This is a genomic window from Micromonospora sp. LA-10 (genome assembly GCF_051853095.1).
Lineage (GTDB): Bacteria > Actinomycetota > Actinomycetes > Mycobacteriales > Micromonosporaceae > Micromonospora > Micromonospora echinospora_A.
In genome coordinates, this window is the sequence record NZ_CP195710.1 from 1,696,233 (window position 1) to 1,715,456 (window position 19,224).

At 74.1% G+C, this 19,224-nt stretch carries 15 protein-coding genes; 7 read left to right on the forward strand and 8 right to left on the reverse strand.

Annotated elements, in window-relative coordinates; all coding sequences use genetic code 11:
* Positions 1 to 39 precede the first annotated feature (39 nt).
* From ACSDG8_RS07875 to ACSDG8_RS07890, 4 genes are all read left to right on the forward strand, one after another.
* The gene (locus ACSDG8_RS07875; protein ID WP_247678926.1) at positions 40 to 1,116 is read left to right on the forward strand and encodes a glycosyltransferase family 2 protein; all 1,077 of its coding nucleotides are present in this window, start codon (positions 40 to 42) and stop codon (positions 1,114 to 1,116) included.
* Positions 1,117 to 1,239: 123 nt separating this feature from the next.
* A complete protein-coding gene (locus ACSDG8_RS07880; RefSeq protein ID WP_247678927.1) occupies positions 1,240 to 2,373 on the forward strand; it encodes an SPFH domain-containing protein in 1,134 nt (377 codons plus the stop codon).
* Between the two features lie 46 nt (positions 2,374 to 2,419).
* Positions 2,420 to 3,508: a hypothetical protein gene (locus ACSDG8_RS07885; protein ID WP_210895940.1), complete on the forward strand. Its 1,089-nt coding sequence runs from the start codon at positions 2,420 to 2,422 to the stop codon at positions 3,506 to 3,508.
* A 153-nt stretch (positions 3,509 to 3,661) separates the two neighbouring features.
* Positions 3,662 to 4,360, forward strand: a complete 699-nt coding sequence (locus tag ACSDG8_RS07890; protein WP_210895942.1) for a DUF4386 domain-containing protein — start codon at positions 3,662 to 3,664, stop codon at positions 4,358 to 4,360.
* 7 nt (positions 4,361 to 4,367) lie between these two features.
* Here ACSDG8_RS07890 and ACSDG8_RS07895 read toward each other — a convergent pair whose 3' ends face one another.
* Positions 4,368 to 5,165, reverse strand: a complete 798-nt coding sequence (locus ACSDG8_RS07895) for an SDR family NAD(P)-dependent oxidoreductase (protein WP_210895944.1) — start codon at positions 5,163 to 5,165, stop codon at positions 4,368 to 4,370.
* Positions 5,166 to 5,251: 86 nt separating this feature from the next.
* Here ACSDG8_RS07895 and ACSDG8_RS07900 point away from each other — a divergent pair, with 86 nt between their 5' ends.
* Positions 5,252 to 6,103 carry a helix-turn-helix transcriptional regulator gene (locus ACSDG8_RS07900; RefSeq protein WP_210895946.1) on the forward strand — a complete coding sequence of 284 codons (852 nt, stop codon included), beginning with the start codon at positions 5,252 to 5,254 and terminating at the stop codon, positions 6,101 to 6,103.
* A 58-nt stretch (positions 6,104 to 6,161) separates the two neighbouring features.
* On the opposite strand, the gene ACSDG8_RS07905 is transcribed toward ACSDG8_RS07900, so the two are convergent.
* Positions 6,162 to 7,418 carry a cellulose-binding domain-containing protein gene (locus ACSDG8_RS07905; protein WP_210895948.1) on the reverse strand — a complete coding sequence of 419 codons (1,257 nt, stop codon included), beginning with the start codon at positions 7,416 to 7,418 and terminating at the stop codon, positions 6,162 to 6,164.
* A 411-nt stretch (positions 7,419 to 7,829) separates the two neighbouring features.
* Between ACSDG8_RS07905 and ACSDG8_RS07910 the strand changes: the two genes are divergently transcribed.
* Positions 7,830 to 9,335 (forward strand): TldD/PmbA family protein, encoded by a 1,506-nt coding sequence (locus tag ACSDG8_RS07910; RefSeq protein WP_210895949.1) that lies wholly within the window; start codon positions 7,830 to 7,832, stop codon positions 9,333 to 9,335.
* The gene (locus ACSDG8_RS07915) at positions 9,332 to 10,705 is read left to right on the forward strand and encodes a metallopeptidase TldD-related protein (RefSeq protein WP_210895951.1); all 1,374 of its coding nucleotides are present in this window, start codon (positions 9,332 to 9,334) and stop codon (positions 10,703 to 10,705) included. The genes ACSDG8_RS07910 and ACSDG8_RS07915 overlap by 4 nt, the downstream gene beginning before the upstream one ends.
* Here ACSDG8_RS07915 and ACSDG8_RS07920 read toward each other — a convergent pair.
* The 6 genes from ACSDG8_RS07920 to ACSDG8_RS07945 are packed head-to-tail and all read right to left on the reverse strand — an operon-like array spanning position 10,689 to position 19,224.
* Positions 10,689 to 11,471, reverse strand: coding sequence for a hypothetical protein (locus tag ACSDG8_RS07920; protein ID WP_210895953.1), 783 nt, complete (start codon positions 11,469 to 11,471; stop codon positions 10,689 to 10,691). The genes ACSDG8_RS07915 and ACSDG8_RS07920 overlap by 17 nt on opposite strands.
* Complete coding sequence (locus ACSDG8_RS07925; RefSeq protein ID WP_210895955.1) at positions 11,468 to 13,210, reverse strand: ABC transporter substrate-binding protein; 1,743 nt, start codon at positions 13,208 to 13,210, stop codon at positions 11,468 to 11,470. Before ACSDG8_RS07925 ends, ACSDG8_RS07920 begins: the two co-directional genes overlap by 4 nt.
* Entirely contained in the window at positions 13,207 to 14,919 is a 1,713-nt protein-coding gene (locus tag ACSDG8_RS07930) for an ABC transporter substrate-binding protein (protein ID WP_210895957.1), read from the reverse strand. Before ACSDG8_RS07930 ends, ACSDG8_RS07925 begins: the two co-directional genes overlap by 4 nt.
* 53 nt (positions 14,920 to 14,972) lie before the next feature.
* Positions 14,973 to 16,193, reverse strand: coding sequence for a DUF885 family protein (locus ACSDG8_RS07935; RefSeq protein WP_210895958.1), 1,221 nt, complete (start codon positions 16,191 to 16,193; stop codon positions 14,973 to 14,975).
* Positions 16,190 to 17,890: an ABC transporter substrate-binding protein gene (locus tag ACSDG8_RS07940; RefSeq protein WP_210895960.1), complete on the reverse strand. Its 1,701-nt coding sequence runs from the start codon at positions 17,888 to 17,890 to the stop codon at positions 16,190 to 16,192. Before ACSDG8_RS07940 ends, ACSDG8_RS07935 begins: the two co-directional genes overlap by 4 nt.
* On the reverse strand, positions 17,887 to 19,224 hold the full coding sequence (locus ACSDG8_RS07945) for an aminotransferase class V-fold PLP-dependent enzyme (protein WP_439427752.1): 1,338 nt from the start codon (positions 19,222 to 19,224) through the stop codon (positions 17,887 to 17,889). Before ACSDG8_RS07945 ends, ACSDG8_RS07940 begins: the two co-directional genes overlap by 4 nt.

Below are 19,224 nucleotides of genomic sequence, written 5' to 3' on the forward strand. Positions count from 1 at the left end.
AGCCCGCGCCCGGGCGGAGGGCCGGGCGGGACGACGCCGATGCGGCTGTCGGTGGTGGTGCCCTGCTTCAACGAGGAAGAGTCGGTGGAGCGGCTGCACGAGATGCTCAGCACCGCGCTCGCCGAGCTTTCGGACGTGGACGTCGAGGTGGTGTACGTCGACGACGGCAGCGAGGACGGCACGCTCGCGGCGCTGCGCCGGCTCGCCGCCGCCGACCCGACGGTCTGCTACACGTCGCTGAGCCGTAACTTCGGCAAGGAGGCGGCCATGCTCGCCGGGCTGCACCGGGCCACCGGCGACGCGGTCGTCATCATGGACGCCGACCTGCAGCACCCGCCGCGCTTGCTGCCCGAGATGGTCGCGCTCTACCGCCAGGGCTTCGACCAGGTGATCGCCCGCCGCGACCGGCGCGGCGACCGGTTTATCCGGATGGTCGCCTCACGCTCGTTCTACCGCCTGGTCAACTGGTGGATAGACGTCCGCCTGCTGGACGGCGCGGGTGACTTCCGGCTGCTGTCCCGGCTCGCGGTGAACGCGATCCTGGCGATGCCCGAGTACAACCGCTTCTCCAAGGGCCTGTTCTCGTGGATCGGCTTCCGCACCGTGGTGGTGGCGCACCGCAACGAGAGCCGGCAGGCGGGGCGGAGCCGGTGGACGTTCGGCAAGCTGTTCAACTACGCGTTCGACGGGCTGCTGTCGTTCAACAACCGGCCGCTGCGCCTGGCGATCTATGGCGGGCTGTTCCTCACGCTCATCGCGGTGGGCTATATGGCGTGGGTGGTCGCCGACGCCGTGGAGAAGGGCATCGACGTGCCCGGTTACACCACTATCATCGTCAGCGTGATCGGCCTCGGCGGCATCCAGATGATGATCCTGGGCGTGATCGGCGAGTACATCGGCCGGATCTACTACGAGACCAAACGCCGGCCGCACTATCTGGTGCAGGAGACCGAACGCCCGGCCACGGAGACCGGCGGCCCGCCTCGGCTGCCGAACCAGCGTGCGGCGTGGTCCGCCGACCGGGGCCCACGCGCGACGCCGGCTTGGGAGGATCCGTCCCGAGATGCCTCCCGGCGTCACGCCACCGGCGAATCGATGAGCGGCGACGCCGGCTGAGCGACCCCGATCGGTGCCCGCCGATCAGCGCACAATTGTTCTCTTTTCGCAGGTGGCGGGGGGTTGCTATCGTCGCCCGCGACGCCGGAGACCGGCGCCGAGGAAAGGGTTGCGATGGGGCTGATGGACAAGCTCCGGGGCGAACTCATCGACATCGTCGAGTGGCTGGACGACAGCCGGGACACGATCGTCTGGCGGTTCCCCCGGTATCAGAACGAGATCAAGATGGGCGCCAAGCTGGTCGTCCGGGAGTCCCAGACGGCGGTGTTCGTCAACGAGGGGAAGATCGCCGACGTCTTCCCGCCGGGAACGTACACGCTGGAGACCCGCAACCTGCCGATCCTGTCCACCCTCAAGGGCTGGAAGTACGGCTTCAACTCGCCGTTCAAGGCCGAGGTGTACTTCGTCAACACCCGGCAGTTCACGGACATGAAGTGGGGCACCCAGAACCCGGTGATCCTGCGCGACGCCGAGTTCGGCGTGGTCCGGGTACGGGCGTTCGGCGCCTTCGCGGCGCGGGTGGTCGACCCGGCGCAGCTGCTGCGTGAGCTGGTCGGCACCGACCCGCAGTTCCGCACCGAAGAGGTGCAGGAATACCTGCGTCAGCTGATCGTGGGCCGGCTCGGCGGCGCGCTCGCCACCGCCGGGGTGCCCCTGCTTGACCTCGCCGCGCACCAGGACGCGATCGGCCGGCGGCTGGCCGCCGTGCTGACCGAGGAACTGGCCGAGGTCGGTATCGCGATCCCCAAGTTCGTCATCGAGAACGTGTCGGTGCCGCCGGAGGTCGAGCAGGCGCTGGACAAGCGGACCAGCATGGGCGCGGTCGGCGACCTGGACCGGTACACCCGCTTCCAGGCCGCCAACGCGATGGAGGCCGCGGCGAACAACCCGGGCGGCGAGGCGGGCGCGGGCATCGGCCTGGGCCTGGGCATGGCGATGGGCCAGCAGATGGCCCGGACCATGGGCGGCGGCGGGGCCACCCAGCCGGCGCCGGCCCCCGTGCAGCCGGCCGCCGCGCAGCCGGGCGCCGCCGAGCCGCCGCCGCTGCCGGGTCAGGCCCAGTGGTACGTCGGCGTCGGTGGCCAGCGGCAGGGCCCGTACGACCTCGGTGGGCTGGCCGAGCAGGCGGGCGCTGGCGCGCTCGGCCCGGACACGCTGGTCTGGCGTGCCGGGATGGCGCAGTGGCAGCCCGCCGGACAGGTGCCGGAACTGGCGTCGGTGCTCGCCAGCGTCCCGCCGCCGCTGCCGCCGCAATGAGCGCGCGTCAGCGGGTGAGTCGTCCCCGCATCGGGCAGGCGCCGGCATGAGCGACACGACCGTCTCCCCGCCCTCGTACCGGTGCGGGGGTTGCGGTGCCCGGGTGGAATTCGCGCCGGGCACGACGACGCTCAGTTGCCCGTACTGCGGGCACCGGCAGGAGATCGCCGGTGCCGGCCGCGAGGTGCGCGAGCACGCGTACGCGGATCTCGCGTCGCTGCCCCGCAAGCCGGTGGCGAGCGTCGGAGCGCACACGTTCGTCTGCCCGGGCTGCGGCGCCCGGACGGAGAGCGACGTGCTGGCGCAGCGCTGCCAGTTCTGCGCCACGCCGCTGGTTGCCGACGCCGCGGCGGGCGAGCTGATCGCGCCGGAGGCGGTGCTGCCGTTCGCGGTGGACCGCAACGGCGTACGGACGGCGCTGGGCCAGTGGTGCCGCAGCCGCTGGTTCGCGCCGGGGAGCCTGAAGAAGATCAGCGAGGCGGAGACGCTCAAGGGCACCTATCTGCCGCACTGGACGTTCGACGCGCGGACCGTGTCGGACTACCAGGGTCAGCGGGGTGAGTACTACTACGTCACCGAGACGTACACGGTCACGGTCGACGGCAAGCAGGAGACGCGGACCCGGCAGGTGCGGCACACCCGGTGGCATCCGGCCGCCGGCACCGTCAGCCGGGACTTCGACGACGTGCTGGTGCCCGCCACCACCCACCTGCCCACCGAGCAGCTGGACAAGCTGGCGCCGTGGCCGCTGACCGAGGCGGCCGCGTACCACGGCGACTACCTGGCCGGATACCAGGCGCTGCGGTACGACACCGAGCCCGAGGCGGGCCTGACCGAGGCGAAGGCGCGGATGGCGCCGGTCATCGAGGGGGACTGCCGCTCCGACATCGGCGGTGACGAGCAGCGGGTGTCCGCGGTGGACACCACGTACTCCGACGTGTCGTACAAGCTGATCCTGCTGCCGGTGTGGATCGCCGCGTACCTGCACGCCGGCCGCTCGTACCAGGTTCTGGTGAACGCGCGTACCGGTGAGGTGATCGGTGAGCGGCCGTACAGCGCCGCGAAGATCGCGGCGGCGGTGTTCGCCGCGCTGGTGCTCGTCGCCGTGGTGGTGGCGTTCATGATGAGCCGTTAGCTGCCCCGTCGAGCGCCGCACGGGCCACCGGTATCCGTTACCGGTGGCCCGTGCGCGTCGCGCGAGGAACTGACCGAGCGGCTGATTCGCCGCCGCGCCGATCCGCCGCAGAGTGAGGGAACGACCACCGGCCGAGCGGCGGAGGGAAGCCCGATGGACCCACTGCGTAGGACGTCGCTGGTCGCGGGCGGCTTCTACCTGCTCACCTTCGTCTCGATCCCCATCCTCAGCCTGTACGCCCCGATACGCGAGGCGGACTACATCCTGGGTTCCACGTCGGACACTCCGGTCGTCGTCGGCGGCGTCCTGGAGGTGATCGTCGCCCTCGCCTGCATCGGTACCGCGATCGCGTTGTACCCGGTGCTCAAGCGGCAGGGTGAGGCGCGGGCGCTGGGCTTCGTCGCCGCCCGGGTGCTGGAGGCCGCCGGCATCTTCATCGGCGTCGCGAGCATCCTGACGCTGGTCGCCCTGCGGCGGGCCGGAGCCGAGCCGGACGCGCTGGTCACCGGCCGGACGCTCGTCGCCTTCTACGACTCGGTGTTCCTGCTCAGCCAGGCGCTCCTTCCGGCCGTGAACGCCCTGCTGCTGGGCTCCCTGCTGTACCAGTCGCGCCTGGTGCCGCGCTGGCTGCCGGTGCTCGGGCTCGCCGGGGCGCCGCTGCTCGTCGCCTCCGACCTCGGCACCCTGTTCGGCGCCTGGGACCGGCTGTCCCCGGTGACGGCGGTCGCCGCCCTGCCCATCGCGGTGTGGGAGTTCTCGCTCGGCGTCTACCTGGTCGTCAAGGGTTTCCGGCCCTCCCCCGTCACGGATGGCACGGTCGAGCCCCGGCCGGTCCAGGACGCCACCGTCTGAGCCCGGGTCAGGCCCGCGCGCCGCCGTCGACCCGCAGCACCGTGCCGGTGACGAAGGAGGCGCGGTCGCTGAGCAGCCAGGCAGCGGCCTGGGCGATCTCGTCGGGTTCGGCGGCCCGGCGCAGCGGACTGTGCGCGGCGAGACGATCGATGATCCCGGGCGACTCGGCGTCCCAGGCCCGCATCATCTCGGTGAGCGTGCTGCCCGGGGCGATCGCGTTGACCCGGATGCCCTCCGGTCCGTAGGTGATCGCCGCGGACTCGGTGAGGCTGTTCACCGCGCGCTTCATCGCCCCGTACGCGGGCAGTTCGGGGTTGCCCATCAGGCTGCCGACGCTGGAGTTGTTCACGATCGCGCCGACGCCGGCGGTGGCCCGGATCGCGGCGACCTCGGCGACCATGGCGAGCCACGGCCCCTTCAGGTTGACCGCGTAGACGTGGTCGAAGTCCTCTTCGCGCACCTGGTCCATCGGTCCCGGCGGCACGATCGTCGCGCCGTTGTTGAAGGCGACGTCGAGGCGGCCGTACACCTCGACGACACGGTCCACGGCGGCGCGCACGCTCGCCGCGTCGGCCAGGTCGCAGAGCACGTAGTCCGCGACGCCGCCGTCCGCCCGGACCTGCTCGGTGACCGCCTTCAACTGCTCCTCGGTCCGCGCGGCGAGCAGCACCCGGGCGCCTTCGGCGGCGAACAGCCGGGCCGCCGCGGCGCCGATACCGCGCCCGGCGCCGGTGATGAAGGCGACCTTGCCGGCCAGCAGGCCGGCGGCGGGATGCACGGTCGTGTCGGTTCGTGTGGTGTCCATGCGGCAAGCCTGTGTCCGGTCGCGGAGCCCATCCAGGCACCGGCGGTACCTGGTTACGCTCCGCCGCGCACGGGCACACTGGGGTCGTGGACCGACGTGAGCTGGCAGTGTTCCTGCGCAGCAGGCGGGAGCGGATCGCCCCGGCCGACGTGGGCCTGCCCGCCGGACGGCGGCGCCGCACGCCGGGGCTGCGTCGCGAGGAGGCGGCGCGGCTGGCGTTCATCTCGACCGAGTACTACACCCGGCTGGAGCAGGGCCGGGGGCCGCGTCCGTCGCGGGAGGTGCTGGCCGGGCTGGCCCGCGCGCTGCGGCTGTCCGACGTCGAACGCGACCACCTCCACCACCTGGCCGGGGAGCCGCCCGGGCCGCCTCCGGGGCCGCCCCGGGAGGTACGGCGCAGCGTGCTGGACCTGCTGCACCGGCTCCCGCAGGCGGCGGCGTTCGTGACCTCGGCGGCGTTCGAGGTGATCGCCTGGAACGACCTCGCGGCCGCCCTCATGGAGGACTTCTCCGCCCTGCCCCGGCGGGACCGCAACCTGGTCCGCCGGACCTTCCTCGGCCCGCACCTGCACGGCACGCGGCTGTACGACGTGTCGGACTCGGGCGAGTTCGCCCGCCACTCCGTCGGGCGGCTGCGCGCCGCCGCGGCCCGCTATCCGGACGACCCGGAGATGGCCGCGCTGATCGCCGACCTGCTCGCCGGCAGCGAGGAGTTCGCCCGCCTGTGGGCCTCCCACGAGGTCGGCGGCGCACGGACGCTGCGCAAGACGTTCCGGCACCCGCTGGTCGGGCCGGTGACTGTCAACTGCGACGTCCTCGACATCACCGACCGCGACCAGCAGGTCGTCATCTACACCGCCACGCCCGGCTCCCCTTCGGAGGAGGCGCTGCGGCTGCTCTCGGTGATCGGCACCCAGCGGATGACCGCCGACCACTGAGCTGCCCCCGGTGGAACGTCACGTCGTTCGACGCCCGTGACGTTCCACTCGCCGCGGGTCAGCAGCCGATGCGGGTGGATCCCATCGCCACGTCGTCGTACCAGAGGGTGTCGGCGCCGCCGCCGTAGCTCTCCCAGCCCAGCTTCAGGTCGGTGAGCTGCGGTCGCCAGGTGCGGTTGTACCACTGGCCGTCGATGTCGTGCGTCGGTACGCCGTCGGCGGTCAGGCCGGTGACGGCGACGCCGTCCAGCCAGGTGCGGAGCTGGCCGGCCGACCCGTCCACCATGAACTCCAGGCAGGCCCAGCGGTTGGTGGGCAACGGCACGCTCTGCGCCACCCCGGCCGGGCTCTGCTCGGGCAGCGTGGCGTCGTCGGAGGCGCGGTTCCACTGCAGGGCGCCGTTCTGGCCGCCAAGCCGCAGGTCTCGGTTGCCGTCGGCGGCGTCGGACATGGTGATCATCGTGGTGTGGTCGGTGGGCTGGGCGGTGGTGTGCCGCACCCAGATCCGGGCGTACCGGACGCTGCCCAGGGCGCTGAGGTTCTTCGTGGTCCGCACGAAGACGTGGTTGCAGTAGCCGGCGGCGCCGTTGATGCGTACGGCGCGGCTGCCGCTGTGCGTGGTGGACGTGTCGATGGTGGCCGTTCCGGTGCCGGAGCAGTCGGGGTTCACCACAGTCCAGTCGCCGGACGGCGTCGAGCCGGTCTGGTTCTCGAAGCCGTCGCAGAGCACCGCCCCGGCGCACCCGCTCGGCGGCGGGGTCGTCGGGGGCGCGCTGGTCGGCGGCGCGGTCGTGGGCGGCGCGCTGGTCGGCGGCGCCGTCGTGGGCGGGGCGCTCGTCGGTGGCGCGGTGGTGGGCACCGCGGTGGTGGGCACGACGGTCGGGGACGGCGCGGCGCCGTTGCACGGCACGCCGTTGAGCGTGAACCCGCTCGGCGCGCCGCCGGCGGCGCTGAACGTGCCCTGCACGCCGAACTCGGTGGAGCCGCCGGCCGGGATGCTGCCGTTGTACGACATGTTGCGGGCGGTGACGGTCGAACCGGACTGGCTGACCGTCGCGTTCCAGCCGTTCGTGACGCGCTCGTCGCCGGCGTACGTCCAGGTCACCGTCCATCCGGAGACGGCCGAGTCGCCGGGCGAGACCTTGACGCTCGCGGTGAACCCGCCGGGCCACTGGTTGGGTGTGTAGTCGACCCGGCAGCCCTGTGCCGCCGTGGCCGGGCCGGCGAGCAGCGCTGTCGCGGTGGCGGCCACGACGGCGGCCATCGCGGTCACCGCCGCCAGGGCCGGGCCGGAGCGGGTACGGAGAATCGTCATGGGAAGTCCTTCTGCGTCGGGCGGCGCGGCGCGGCGACGCGCGTCCGGACGGACGGCGGCGCGGCGACGCGCTCAGGTGGCGGCGCGCCGATGCGCCACTGTGAGAAGTCGGTACGGACGACCGACGTGCCCGGCTCGGGGTGGACCTGTCAGCCGCCGACGGCCCGATCGTGCGGACCTCGGCGGCGCCCGCCCTCAATCTATTGAGCGACGCCGATCCAATCAAGCGCACCGGCGCGACCGTGGTCTTCTTCCCGATTGCTGAGTTGCGCGGCGACGGCGCTGGTCGGCCGCCCGGCCGCCACGCGGCCCCTGTGCGGGCCCGGCACGCCGCACTAGTCTCCTCACCGCAACCCCCGGGCCGTCGCGCCACCGGCGCGGACGGCGGCACCCCGGCGACCGGAGGCGCGTGTGCCCGATCAGATCGACGACTCCTTCCTCGCACTTCCGCTGGCCCGCCTCGCCGACGCCGCCCTGTCCCGGGCCCGGCAGCGGGGCGCGCGGTACGCGGCGCTGCGGGTGCAGCGGGTCCGCTCCGGGCGCACCGTCGTGCACGACGGGGCGCTGCGGGCGAGCGAGGAGGAGACCGAGACCGGCCTGGCGGTACGGGTGCTGCACCGGGGCGCGTGGGGCTTCGCCGCCACGCCGGAGCTGACGCCGGAGGCGGCGGTACGCGCCTGCGACGACGCGCTGGAGCTGGCCCGGGCCTGCGCTGACGTCGGCGGCGCGCCTGTCGCGCTCGCGCCCGAGCCCGCGTACCCGGCGGCGACCTGGCGCTCGCCGTACCGGATCAACCCGTTCGAGGTGCCGGAGAGCGAACGGGCGGAGCTGCTGAGCCACTGGTGCGCCGGGCTGCTGGCGCACGGGTCGGTGGCGCACGTGCTGGCCCGCGTCAGCGCCGCTCAGGAGAACACGTACTACGCCGACCTCGGCGGCACCGCCGTCACCCAGCAGCGCGTCCGGGTGCACCCGCAGGTGCTGGCGGTGGGCCGGCACCCGAGCGACGGCGGCGTCCAGACGCTGCGCACGGTCGGCCCGCCGGTGGCCCGCGGCTGGGAGTACCTGCACGGCGAGGGCTGGGACTGGGCCGGCGAGCTGGCCGAACTGCCGGCGCTGCTGGCCGAGAAGACACAGGCGCCGTCGGTGCGACCGGGCCGCTACGACCTGGTGATCGATCCGTCGCAGCTCTGGCTCACCATCCACGAGTCGGTCGGGCACGCCACCGAGTACGACCGGGCGCTGGGCCACGAGATGTCGTACGCGGGCGGCACCTTCGCCACCCCCGACGCCGCCGGGCGGCTGCGGTACGGCTCGGCGCTGATGACCGTGGACGCCGACCGGTCGGCCGCGCACGGACTCGCCACCGTCGGCTTCGACGACGAGGGCGTGGCCGCGCAGTCCTGGCCCCTGATCGAGGACGGCGTGCTGGTCGGCTTCCAGCACGACCGGGCCTCGGCCGCGCAGGCGGGCCTGCCACGCTCCTCCGGCTGCGCGTACGCCGAGTCGTACCGGCACACCCCGATGGCCCGGATGCCGAACGTGTCGCTGCGCCCGGCGGTGGACGGGCCGGACACCGCGGCCCTGATCGCGGGCGTGACGGACGGCTTCTACCTGGCCGGCTCGGACAGCTGGTCGATCGACATGCGCCGGCGGCAGTTCCAGTTCACCGCGCAGCGCTGGCACCGCATCCGCAACGGGCGGCTGGCCGGGCAGGTGTCCGGCGCCGCCTACCAGGCGGAGACCACGGCGTTCTGGTCCGCGCTGTGCGGGCTGGGCGGCGAGGGCACCTGGCTGCTCTCCGGCGCCGACATGTGCGGCAAGGGTCAGCCGGTGCAGGCGAGCGCGGCCAGCCACGGCTGCCCGGCCGCGGTGTTCCGCGGCATCGACGTCGTCGACACCGGAGGGCGGGACGGATGAGCGGGATCCAGGACGCCCTGGAAGCGGCGCTGCGGCACCGGCGCGACGCCGACGAGCTGCTGCTGATCGCCGACGAGACGGCCGCCGCGCACCTGCGCTGGGCGGGCAACGCGCTGACCACGAACGGCACCGTCCGGTCCCGCCGAGTGACTGCGGTGGCGGTACGCCACGGCGCGGCCGGCGTACACGTCGGGCTGGTCGGGCACGGCGGCGCGCTCGGCGACGCGCTGCCCGGCCTGGTCCGCGCGGCCGAGCGGGCCGCCCGCGACGCGCCGCCCGCCGCCGACGCCACGTCGCTGCCCGAGCCGTGGCGGACGCCGTCCTGGGCGGAACCGCCCGGCGGCACCTCGGTCGACGCGTTCCGCGACGTGCTGCCCGGCCTGGCCGACGCGTTCGCGGCGGCCGGGCGGCGACGGCTCTACGGCTACACCGAGCACCGGGTGGTCACCACCTATCTCGCCGCGTCGACCGGCGCCCGCCTGCGGCACGCGCAGTCCACCGGCCTGTTCGACCTGAGCGCGCGCGACGGCGACGACTCGGCCTGGGCCGGAGTGACGGCGCCGGACCTGACCGGGCTGGACGTGCCGGCGCTCGCCGCCGAGCTGTCCGCCACGCCGGCGCGGCCCGGCCGGCGGGTCGAGCTGCCCCCGGGACGGTACGAGGTGCTGCTGACCCCGAACTGCGTGGCCGACCTGATGCTCCACCTCTACCTGGCCGCCGGGGCGCGCGGCGCGCTGGACGGGCGCACCGCGTTCAGCCGCCCGGACGGCCGGCTGCCGATCGGTGAGCGCCTCACCGCGCTGCCGCTGACGCTGCGCAGCGACCCGGACCACCCGCTGCTGCCGTGCGCCCCGTTCACCGTCAGCCGGGGCACCGACGACCTGACCGCCGTGGTCGACAACGGGCTGCCGCTGCGGCCGACCCGCTGGATCGACGAGGGCGTGCTGACCGCGCTCGTGCAGACCCGGCACACCGCCGCGCGGACCGGCGCGCCGCTCACCCCGATGGTGGACAACCTGGTGCTGGAGGGCGGGCCGGACGCGCCGTCGCTGCCCGAGATGGTGCGTTCCACCCGGCGCGGCCTGCTGCTCACCTCGCTGTGGTACCTGCGCGACGTCGACCCGGCGTCGCTGCTGCTGACCGGTCTCACCCGCGACGGCGTGCGGCTGGTGGAGGACGGCGAGATCGTCGGTACGGTGCACAACTTCCGGTTCAACGAGAGCCCGCTGTCGCTGCTGGCCCGGGCCACCGAGGCCGGGCGGCCGACGCCGGCGCTGCCCCGGGAGTGGGGCGACTACTTCACCCGGATGGTGATGCCGCCGCTGCGGGTGCCCGACTTCCTGATGTCGGCGGTCAGCCCGGCGACGTGAACAGCGCGGCGAACCGGTCCAGGGTGCGCCGGTCGTACACGAGCTGCTTCTGCGGCGGGTACGGACGCCGTGGCGGCGGCACGTACCCGGGCTCGCCGCGCCGGGGCAGCGTCCCGTCCGGGCGGCGCAGGTGCGGGCCGTGGAAGAACCAGCAGAGCTGGCCGACCAGCTCGGCGAAGACCAGCGGGTGCAGGTCGGCCGGGTACATCGCGAGGTGGCAGCGGGTGGCCCGGAACTCGCCGCGCGGCCCGAACGTGTTGCCGAACAGGACGTGCCCGAAGACGTCGTGCACCGCCCGGAAGATGTCGTTGTGCAGCAGCTCCTCCCCCCCGGCCCGGACGCCGGCGGGGGCGCGCAGCGGGTGGTCGCCGTCCGCGCCGGCCGGTCCGTGCCCGTGGCGGGTGAGGAAGACGTGGAGCAGGCCGGTCGAGCGGACCCGCTCGACCAGGTCCCGCGAGTCCCGGTACGGCTGCCCCGGCCCGGTCCACGGCAGCACCCGGATGCCCGCCTCGCCGATCAGCCGGAACTGCCGCAGGTTCTCCTCGGCCAGCCGGGCGTAGCCGCGCTCGGTGCCGGCGGCGACAATCGGGGCGGCGTCGTAGCGGTCGGCCACCGCCCGGCAGAAGTCCTCGTTCAGGCGCAGCGGCTCGGCGGCCAGCCGGTCCAGCCGGACGGCGGGCACGCCCGCGCGCGCCGCCGCCCGGTCGGCGTGTGTCTGGGCCAGCTCGCCGAGACGTCCGGTGAGCCGATGGTGGTCGCCGCTCATCGGTCCGGGCGTCGGTCCTCCCCCAGCCACAGGTTGGTCAGGTCGCCGTTGAGCACCGGGTACGGCAGCCAGTTGCGCACCCGGTGCCCGCGCAGCCAGTACTGGTGGGCGAAGAGGATCGGCACCACCGCGCAGTCGCGCAGCACCTCCCGCTCGGCGGCCCGCCAGTGCTCGTTCGCGGTGCTCTCGTCGGCGCAGCTCAGCGCCGCCTCGATGTGCTCGTTGACGACGGGGTTGTGGTAGTGGCCGAAGTTCGACCCCCAGTCGTCGTTGCCGGAGACGCCGGAGCTGTCGAAGAGCGCCTGGAGGTAGACGCGGGCGTTGTTGCCGTGCCAGTCCGGCTCCCAGCCGGACAGCGCCACGTCCCAGCGGCCCTCGCGGGCTCCGTCGGCCCGGCCGAGGTACGTGCCGAACAGCTCGGAGATGCCGGCCGGGACGAGGTCGAGGGTGATGCCGGCCCGGGCGGCGGCGGCGCGGACCACCCGCGCGGTCTCCGGGTGGATGTCCCGGTCCCGGTAGACCAGCTTCAACGTGAGCCCGTCCGGGTAGCCGGCGTCGGCGAGCAGCCGCCGGGCCCGCTCCGGGTCACCGGCGCCGTCGTTCGCGGCGTACGGGGCGAACGGCCGGTGCGCGCGGCACAGCGGCGGCAGGATCTGCTCGGCGATGTCGTTGAGGCGCGGCCCGCCCCACACCTCGGCCACAGTGGTCTTGTCGATCGCGTACTGCAACGCCTCCCGGACCTCCCGGCGGGCCAGCGCCCCGCCCTCGTTGGGGCTGAGTACGTTGATCACCAGGTACGGGCTGAACAGGCCGGCCGGGCAGACCTCCAGCCGCGGGTCCCCGGCGGCGAACATCTCCGGCAGCCGCTCGGTCAGCGGCTGGATGTCCCACATCATGTCGGCGTCGCCGGCGATCACCATGTCGTGGCAGGTCTTCTCGTCCAGGCCCTGCCGCACCTCGATGCGGTCCACGTGGGCGGCCCGGATCGGGTCGGTGGCCGGGTCCCAGGTGCGGCTGCGTTCCAGCGTGATGCGCCGGTCCGGCTCGTAGCCGGTGATCCGGTACGGCCCGATGGAGCCGATCCGCTGGTCCAGCTCGGGGCTGCCGGGCGCGAACCACAGGTATTCCTCCGGCGCCGGGGAGGCGAACGGCAGCGCCAGGATGTTGAGGAAGTCCGGCGTGGGGCGGCGGGTGGTCAGCTCCAGCGTCCGGTCGTCGAGCACCCGCAGCCCGGGCACCTCGGCGGCCTCCAGGTAGGGCGCGACCACGTTCAGGTCGCGGGGCAGCGTGAGCAGGTCGTCGCGGAACTCGGCGAGCCCTTCGACGGTGCTCAGGTAGTAGGGCAGGCCGGGGCTGGGCGCCATCGGGTGGGCCAGCCGTTTGATGCCGCGTACCACGTCGGCGGCGGTCAGCGGCCGGGGCCCGTTGGGCAGGTCCCAGCGCAGCCCGTCGCGCAGCGTGAACCGGTAGCGGCGGCCCTCGGCGTCGTACGGCCCGTCCGCCGCCACCGCCAGGTCCGGCACCAGGTCGCCCGCGCGCCGGTGGTCGCGGGTCGCCGGGTAGGTGACCAGCTGCCGGGTGTACGCGCGGATGATCCCCCGGGTCACCGTGTGGTACGCCAGCGCCGGGTCGAGGTGGTCGACGTCGCCCGCGCCGACCAGGGTCAGCGTGCCGCCGCAGCGCGGTCCGGCCCCGCCGGACGTCTGCGCGGCGGCCGTCGGCGTGCCTGCTGCGGTCATGCGGACTCCTCCAGCCAGAGGTTGGACAGGTCGAACCAGCGGTCCACTGTGGGCAGGGCGATCGCGTTGCGGACCCGCCGGCCCTTGCGGTGCGGGATGGTCGGGGCGTGCACGAGGATCGGCACGATCGCGGCGTCCCGCATGACGTGCAGGTCGACCTGGTGCCACAGCTCGGTGGCGCAGGCCCGGTCGGTGGCGCCGAGCGCCTCCTCGATCAGCCGGTCGACCTCCGGGTTGCTGTATCCGCCGTAGTTGCTGGTGCCGCGGGACGTGTTCGTCTGGAACATCGGCTGGACGTAGGTGCGCCCGTTCGGGCCGAACCAGTCGGGCGTCCAGGACGGCGCGGAGATGTCCCAGGCGCCGGCGCGGGCGTTGGCCGGGTCGCGCAGGAACTGGTAGTACTCGGCGTGGCCGAGCGCGACCAGGCGCACGCTGATGCCGCCCTTCTCCAGGTCGGTGGCGTAGGAGCGGGCCACCTCCGGGTTGGCGTCCACGTCCCGGTGCACGGCGGTGAGGGTGAGCCCGTCCGGATAGCCCGCCTCGGCCAGCAGCGCCCGGCAGCGCTCCGGGTCGCCCCTGTCGCCCGGCGTCGGATACAGGTTGAAGTCGACGTGCCCGTCGTTGCCCGGCGGGATCGCCGTGTGGCCGGGCAGCATCACCGTCCCGGCCTCCAGGTCGTGGTAGATCTCGGCGATCGCCGCCTTGTTTATCGCGTACGCGACGGCCTGGCGCACCTTGAGCTTGCTCATCGCCCGGTCGGCGTTCGGGCTGAGCAGGTTGAACACCAGGTACGGGTTGAGCGCGTAGCCGAGGTCGTTGCCCGGGTCGGTGGGCGGCACGTCGTACGGCTCGGTGATCGGTGACGCCCAGGACAGGTCGGCGCGCCCATTGTCGATCACCTCCCCCACCTGCTGCGGGGTGGCGATCTCCATGGTCACCTCGACCCCGTCCAGGTACTGCTGGCGCACCGGGTCGGACGCCTTGCGCCACACCGGATTGCGCGCCAGCCGCACCGATTCGCCGTGGACGTAGTGGGTGACCCGGTAGGGCCCGTTGGAGCGCACCCGCCGCCGGAACTCGGCGCTGTCCGGCAGCACCTCGTCGTACTCGACCGGGGCGGCGGAGGCGAAGTGCAGCGCCAGGATGTGCAGGAAGTCCACCGCCGGGCGGATCAGGTCGAACACGATCGTCCGGTCGTCGACGGCCCGTACCCCGGCGATCTCGTGGCTGTTCTGGAACGCGGCCAGCTCGGCGGCGGTCGGCTCGGCCGAGGTGATCGCGGCGTCGTACGCGTCGCAGTACTCGGCCATCCCCCGGATGGTGCTGGTGAAGTAGCCGATCCCGCCGGCCCGCAGCACCGGGTTGGTCATCCGCTTGAAGCCGCGCACGAAGTCCCCGGCGGTCACCTCGCGGGGCGGGTCGGTGTCCCAGTACACGCCGGGGCGCAGCCGGATCGTGTAGCGGGTGTGGTCGGCGCTGATGCCGCCGTTGTCCACTGTCGGCACCGCCTCGGCCACGTCGGGCACGGGCGTGACGGCCGACGGGTCGCGCAGGTCGGCGACCGGCCGGTAGGTGAACAGCTGCCGGGCGAAGAGCCGGATGATCTGCCCGCCGAGCATGTAGTAGGCGCAGGCCGGATCGAGATGGTCCATGCTGCCGGGCCCGTAGAGCCGCAGGGTTCCCCCGTACCGGGGCTGGCCGCCGTTCATCGACACACACCTTTCGTCGTCTCGGGGTAGCTGCTGCCGGTGCCGGGTGCTGGTCAGGTGGGCGCGAGCGCGGTCCGTGCCACGTCGGCCCGCAGCTGCGACGGCAGCAGCGGCTCCCGCAGCAGCGTGGTGAAGCGGTCGGCGAGGCTGGTGCCGGGCTCGCGGGCGGCCAGCCAGGAGTCGACCAGCCGGCCTCCCTCGGAGTAGGTGACCGAGTACGCGCGCCACAGCGGGTCGGCGAGGAACGTGACCATCTGCTCGGCGCGCTCGGGCGGCAGCAGCATCCACCGCCGCAGGTACGCCAGCGCCTGCGCCCGGTCGCCGCCCTCGTCGTGCAGGAGCAGGGCGGCGTCCACCCGGGCCGGCAGGAGGCGGACGACCAGGCCGCGCATCCGTTCCACCCGCTCGCCCTCGACGTGGACGCCCTCCCCGGCGAGGATGCGCGCGGTCCACTCCCCCCAGCCGGGGCCGAGCACCGCGTCCACCGCCGCCTCGGCCAGGCCCTCGGTGACCAGGCACCGGGGTGTGTGGACCAGGGTGATGGTGTGCTCGTCCTGGCCGCCGTCGCGGACCAGGCCGGCTTCCTTCAGGCAGTGCTCGGTGTGGTGGCCGGGGTATGACTCGTGCGCCACGATGATGGGCAGCGCGGCCACCGACCGGCCGCTTGCGGCGTTCAGCGCCACCGCCGAGCGGAAGCCGCCCAGGTAGCGGTTGTACGCGTTCCACGGCGCGTCCCGGACCACCGTGTACTCGACGCGTTCGGTCGCGGGCAGGCCGAACCGGTCCCGGGTCCGCTCGCGCAGCGCGTCGGAGACCGCCTGCACGCAGCGGTGCAGCCGCTCCGGGGGGACGGTGTTGCGCCGGTAGAACTCCTCCACCCGGTCCACCAGCGCTCCCGGCCCGGGCAGCAGCGCGTCGATCTCGTCGTGCACCGCCGCGTACCGCTCCGGCGCGGTGCGGGCCACCTCGACGTCGAAGTAGGCGCGCACCTCGTCCCGGAAGGACATCGGCGTGCCGGCGACCCGGTCGGCGACCGCGCGCAGCGCGGCGAGCTGGGCGGTGAGGTGCCGGCGGCGGGCCGGTTCCAGGTCACTGTCGGCAACGGCGGCGAGCGTCCGGCCGGCCTGGCGGGACAGCTCCCGGGGGTCGGCCGGCGGTTCGGCGGCGACCTGGTCGCGCAGCGCCGGGTCACCGTAGTAGCAGTCGACGAGCCCGTCCACCAGCCGGCCCAGGCGCAGGCCGAGCAGCAGGTAGTCGCGTACCAGGGGGTTCACCCGGTCACCTCCGGGCGGGCGGCGGTCAGGTCCACCGCGTACCCCTGCGGGGGCAGCGGCGCCAGCCCGTCGACCCGGTCCGGTTGCCTCGGCGTCGCCACCGGCGCCCGGTGCAGGATCGGCACCACCGCCACGTCGGCGACCGCGCGTTGCGCGGCGGCCCGCCAGGCGGCGTCGGCCCGCCACGGCTCGGCCGCGTCGAGCGCCCGCTCGATCAGCGTGTCCACCTCGGGTGCGGCGTAGCCGCCGTGGTTGGCGCCGCCGGGCACCGGGTTCGCCTGGAGCATCGCCTGCGCGAAGACCCGCCCGTTGTGTTCCAGCCAGTCGGGCACGCGCGCCGCCACGGCGAGCTGCCAGCCGCCGGCGGTGGCGGGCGCGCGCAGCGCCTCGGCGTACGCGGCGTCGGCGAGCCCGACCGCCCGGGTCGGCAGGCCCGCCCGGGTGAGGTCGGTCGCGCAGGCGTGCGCCACCTCGGGCCCGAGGCCGGAGTGCGGGTGGATCAGGACCAGCGGCGCGCCGTCGGCGTGGCCCGCCGCGGCGAGCAGGTCACGGGCCCGCGCCGGATCACCGGTGGAGTGCGGATCGGCCGTGTCGTGCCCGGCGTTGCCCGGCGGGATCAGCGTGCCCGCCACCCGCACGGGCACGCCGGGACGGTGCCGCCGGTACAGCTCGGCCACCGCCGCCTTGTCCACGGCGAGCGCCGCGGCCTGCCGTACCCGGAGGTCGGCCCAGACCGGGTCGCGCAGGTTGAGCACGAGGTACGGGTCGAGCGCCCAGCCGAGCGCGCCGTCGCCGTCGACCGGCTCGGCGGCCGGCGGCCCGCCGACGGCGGGCGCGAGCGCCACCTCGGCCGGCGCGTCGTCCGGGCCGGCGTCGGCGCGGCCGGCGCCGTCGCTCAGGCGCAGCTCCACCCGGTCGGCCTCGGCCCGCCGGTACGGGTCGGCGGCCGGCTCCCAGGCCGGGTTGCGGACCAGCTCGACCCATTCGCCGGGCCGGTGCCGCCGCACCCGGTACGGCCCGTTGGCGCGCAGGTGGGCGGCGGCCTCGGGGCTGCCGGGTACGAACGCGTCGTGCTCGACGGGCACCGCCGAGGCCCCGGGCAGCGCGAGCATCTGCACGAAGTCCAGCGCCGGCCGGGCCAGCTCGATGACGAGCGTCTCGTCGTCGAGCGCGAAGACGCCGGGAATCTCGTGCGCGTTCTGGTACGCGGCCAGCGTCGCCGCGTCCCCGGCCCGGTGGGTGGCCTCCGCCGCCCACGCGGCGGCGAACCCGGCGAGGCCGCGCACGGTGCCGGCGAAGTACGCCAGCGACGGCGAGGGCCGGACCGGGTTGCACATCCGCTTGAAGCCGCGGACCACGTCGTGCGCGGTGACCGGGCGCCGGTCGGGGGTGTCCCAGCGGACGCCGGGGCGCATGTGGAACACGTAGCTGCGGTGGCTGGCGCCGAGCCCCGCGTTCCAGGTGGAGGGGACCTCCAGGGCGAGGTCGGGCACCGGCGTGACGGCCTGCCAGTCGCGGACGTCCCGGGCGGTCTGCCAGGTGACGAGCTGCCGGGTGTGCAGCCGGACGAACGGGGCCGCCGACGCCGGGGCGCAGCTGGGGTCCAGCGGGGCGGCGCCGGTGGGCGCGACCACCCGCAGCACGCCGCCGCGGCGGCGCGGGACGGCGGTGTCCGGCCGGTACGGCGCGACGGTCATGACAGCTCCCGTACGAGGTCGGCGATGGCGTCGACGGCGAGGTCGACCTCCTCGGTCGTGTTGTAGAGGTGGGTGCAGATCCGGGCGGCGTAGTGCTGGTGCGGTGAGCCGGCCACGTCGAACTCGGTCCACCGGGTCCAGATCCGGTGCCGGCTCTCCAGCTCGTCGACGAGGCGGGCGAACTTGGTGATGTTCCAGCCGTCGGCCCGGTCGGGGAACGGGTTGAACGCGACCAGCGGCGCGGTGAGCCGGTCGTCGGTGAGCGGGGAGTACAGGGACTCGACGCCGAACCGCTCGACGATCCGGGCGCGGGTGTGCTCGCCGAGCGCCACCGCGTGCCGCTCGATGCGGTCCCGGCCGATCCGGTCCCACAGCTCGCACGCCTTCGCCAGCGCGGCGCCCCGGGCGATGCTGGCGCTGCCGGCGCTCTGCAGGTAGTCGCCCATGTTGTAGCTCTCCACCCGGGTGGTGGTACGCGGCGGCGGGGCGCCCATCATCGGATACCAGGTGGAGATGACCGGCCAGAACGTCGGCAGCGGCAGCGGGTTGTGCTCGGGGTGGACCTTGTTGCGGACGTACAGCAGCCCGGTGCCGAGCGGTCCGCACTGGAACTTGGAGCCGGAGCAGGTGACGAAGTCGGGTCCGAGCGCGCGCAGGTCGGTGTCGAACAGGCCGGGCAGCAGCGCGCCGTCGACCACTGTGGTCAGGCCGTGCCGCTGGGCCAGGTCGCAGAGCTGGCGCACCGGCATCCGGGTGCCGGTGAACAGCGTGACCGCGGCGAACGCCAGCACCTTCGTCCGGGGCGTGATCGCCCGGGCGAACATGTCGACAATCTCCTCGGCGGTGACGTCCGGCCCGACCGGCGGGGTCAGCACGGTGAGCGTGATGCGGTGCCGGTTGCGCAGCAGGTTGAAGTTGGACAGCACCGAGTAGCACTCGTGGCTGGTGGTGATGACCTCGTCGCCCTCGTGCAGGTCGAGCCCGTTGATGACCCGGGCCACCCCCTCGGTGGCGTTGTGGCAGATCACCATCTCGTCCTGGTCGACGCCGAACGCCCGGCCGATGGCGGCGCGGTGCTCGGGGTACATGCCGGGCGGGTAGACGTTGCGCAGCCCGCCGTTCCACTCCCGGGTCACCCGGTCGTTGACGTCCAGCACCTCGTACGGCATCACGCCGATGGTGCCGGTGTTGAGGTGGACCGCGTCGGGCTCCACCGCGAACAGCGACCGCAGCTCCGCGAAGGAGGCGGTGCGCAGCGGGTCGGCCGGTGCGGTCGGCCCGCCGGTACGGGAGGCCGTCGTGGTCGCGGGGTCGTCGGTCACGCTGACGCGCAT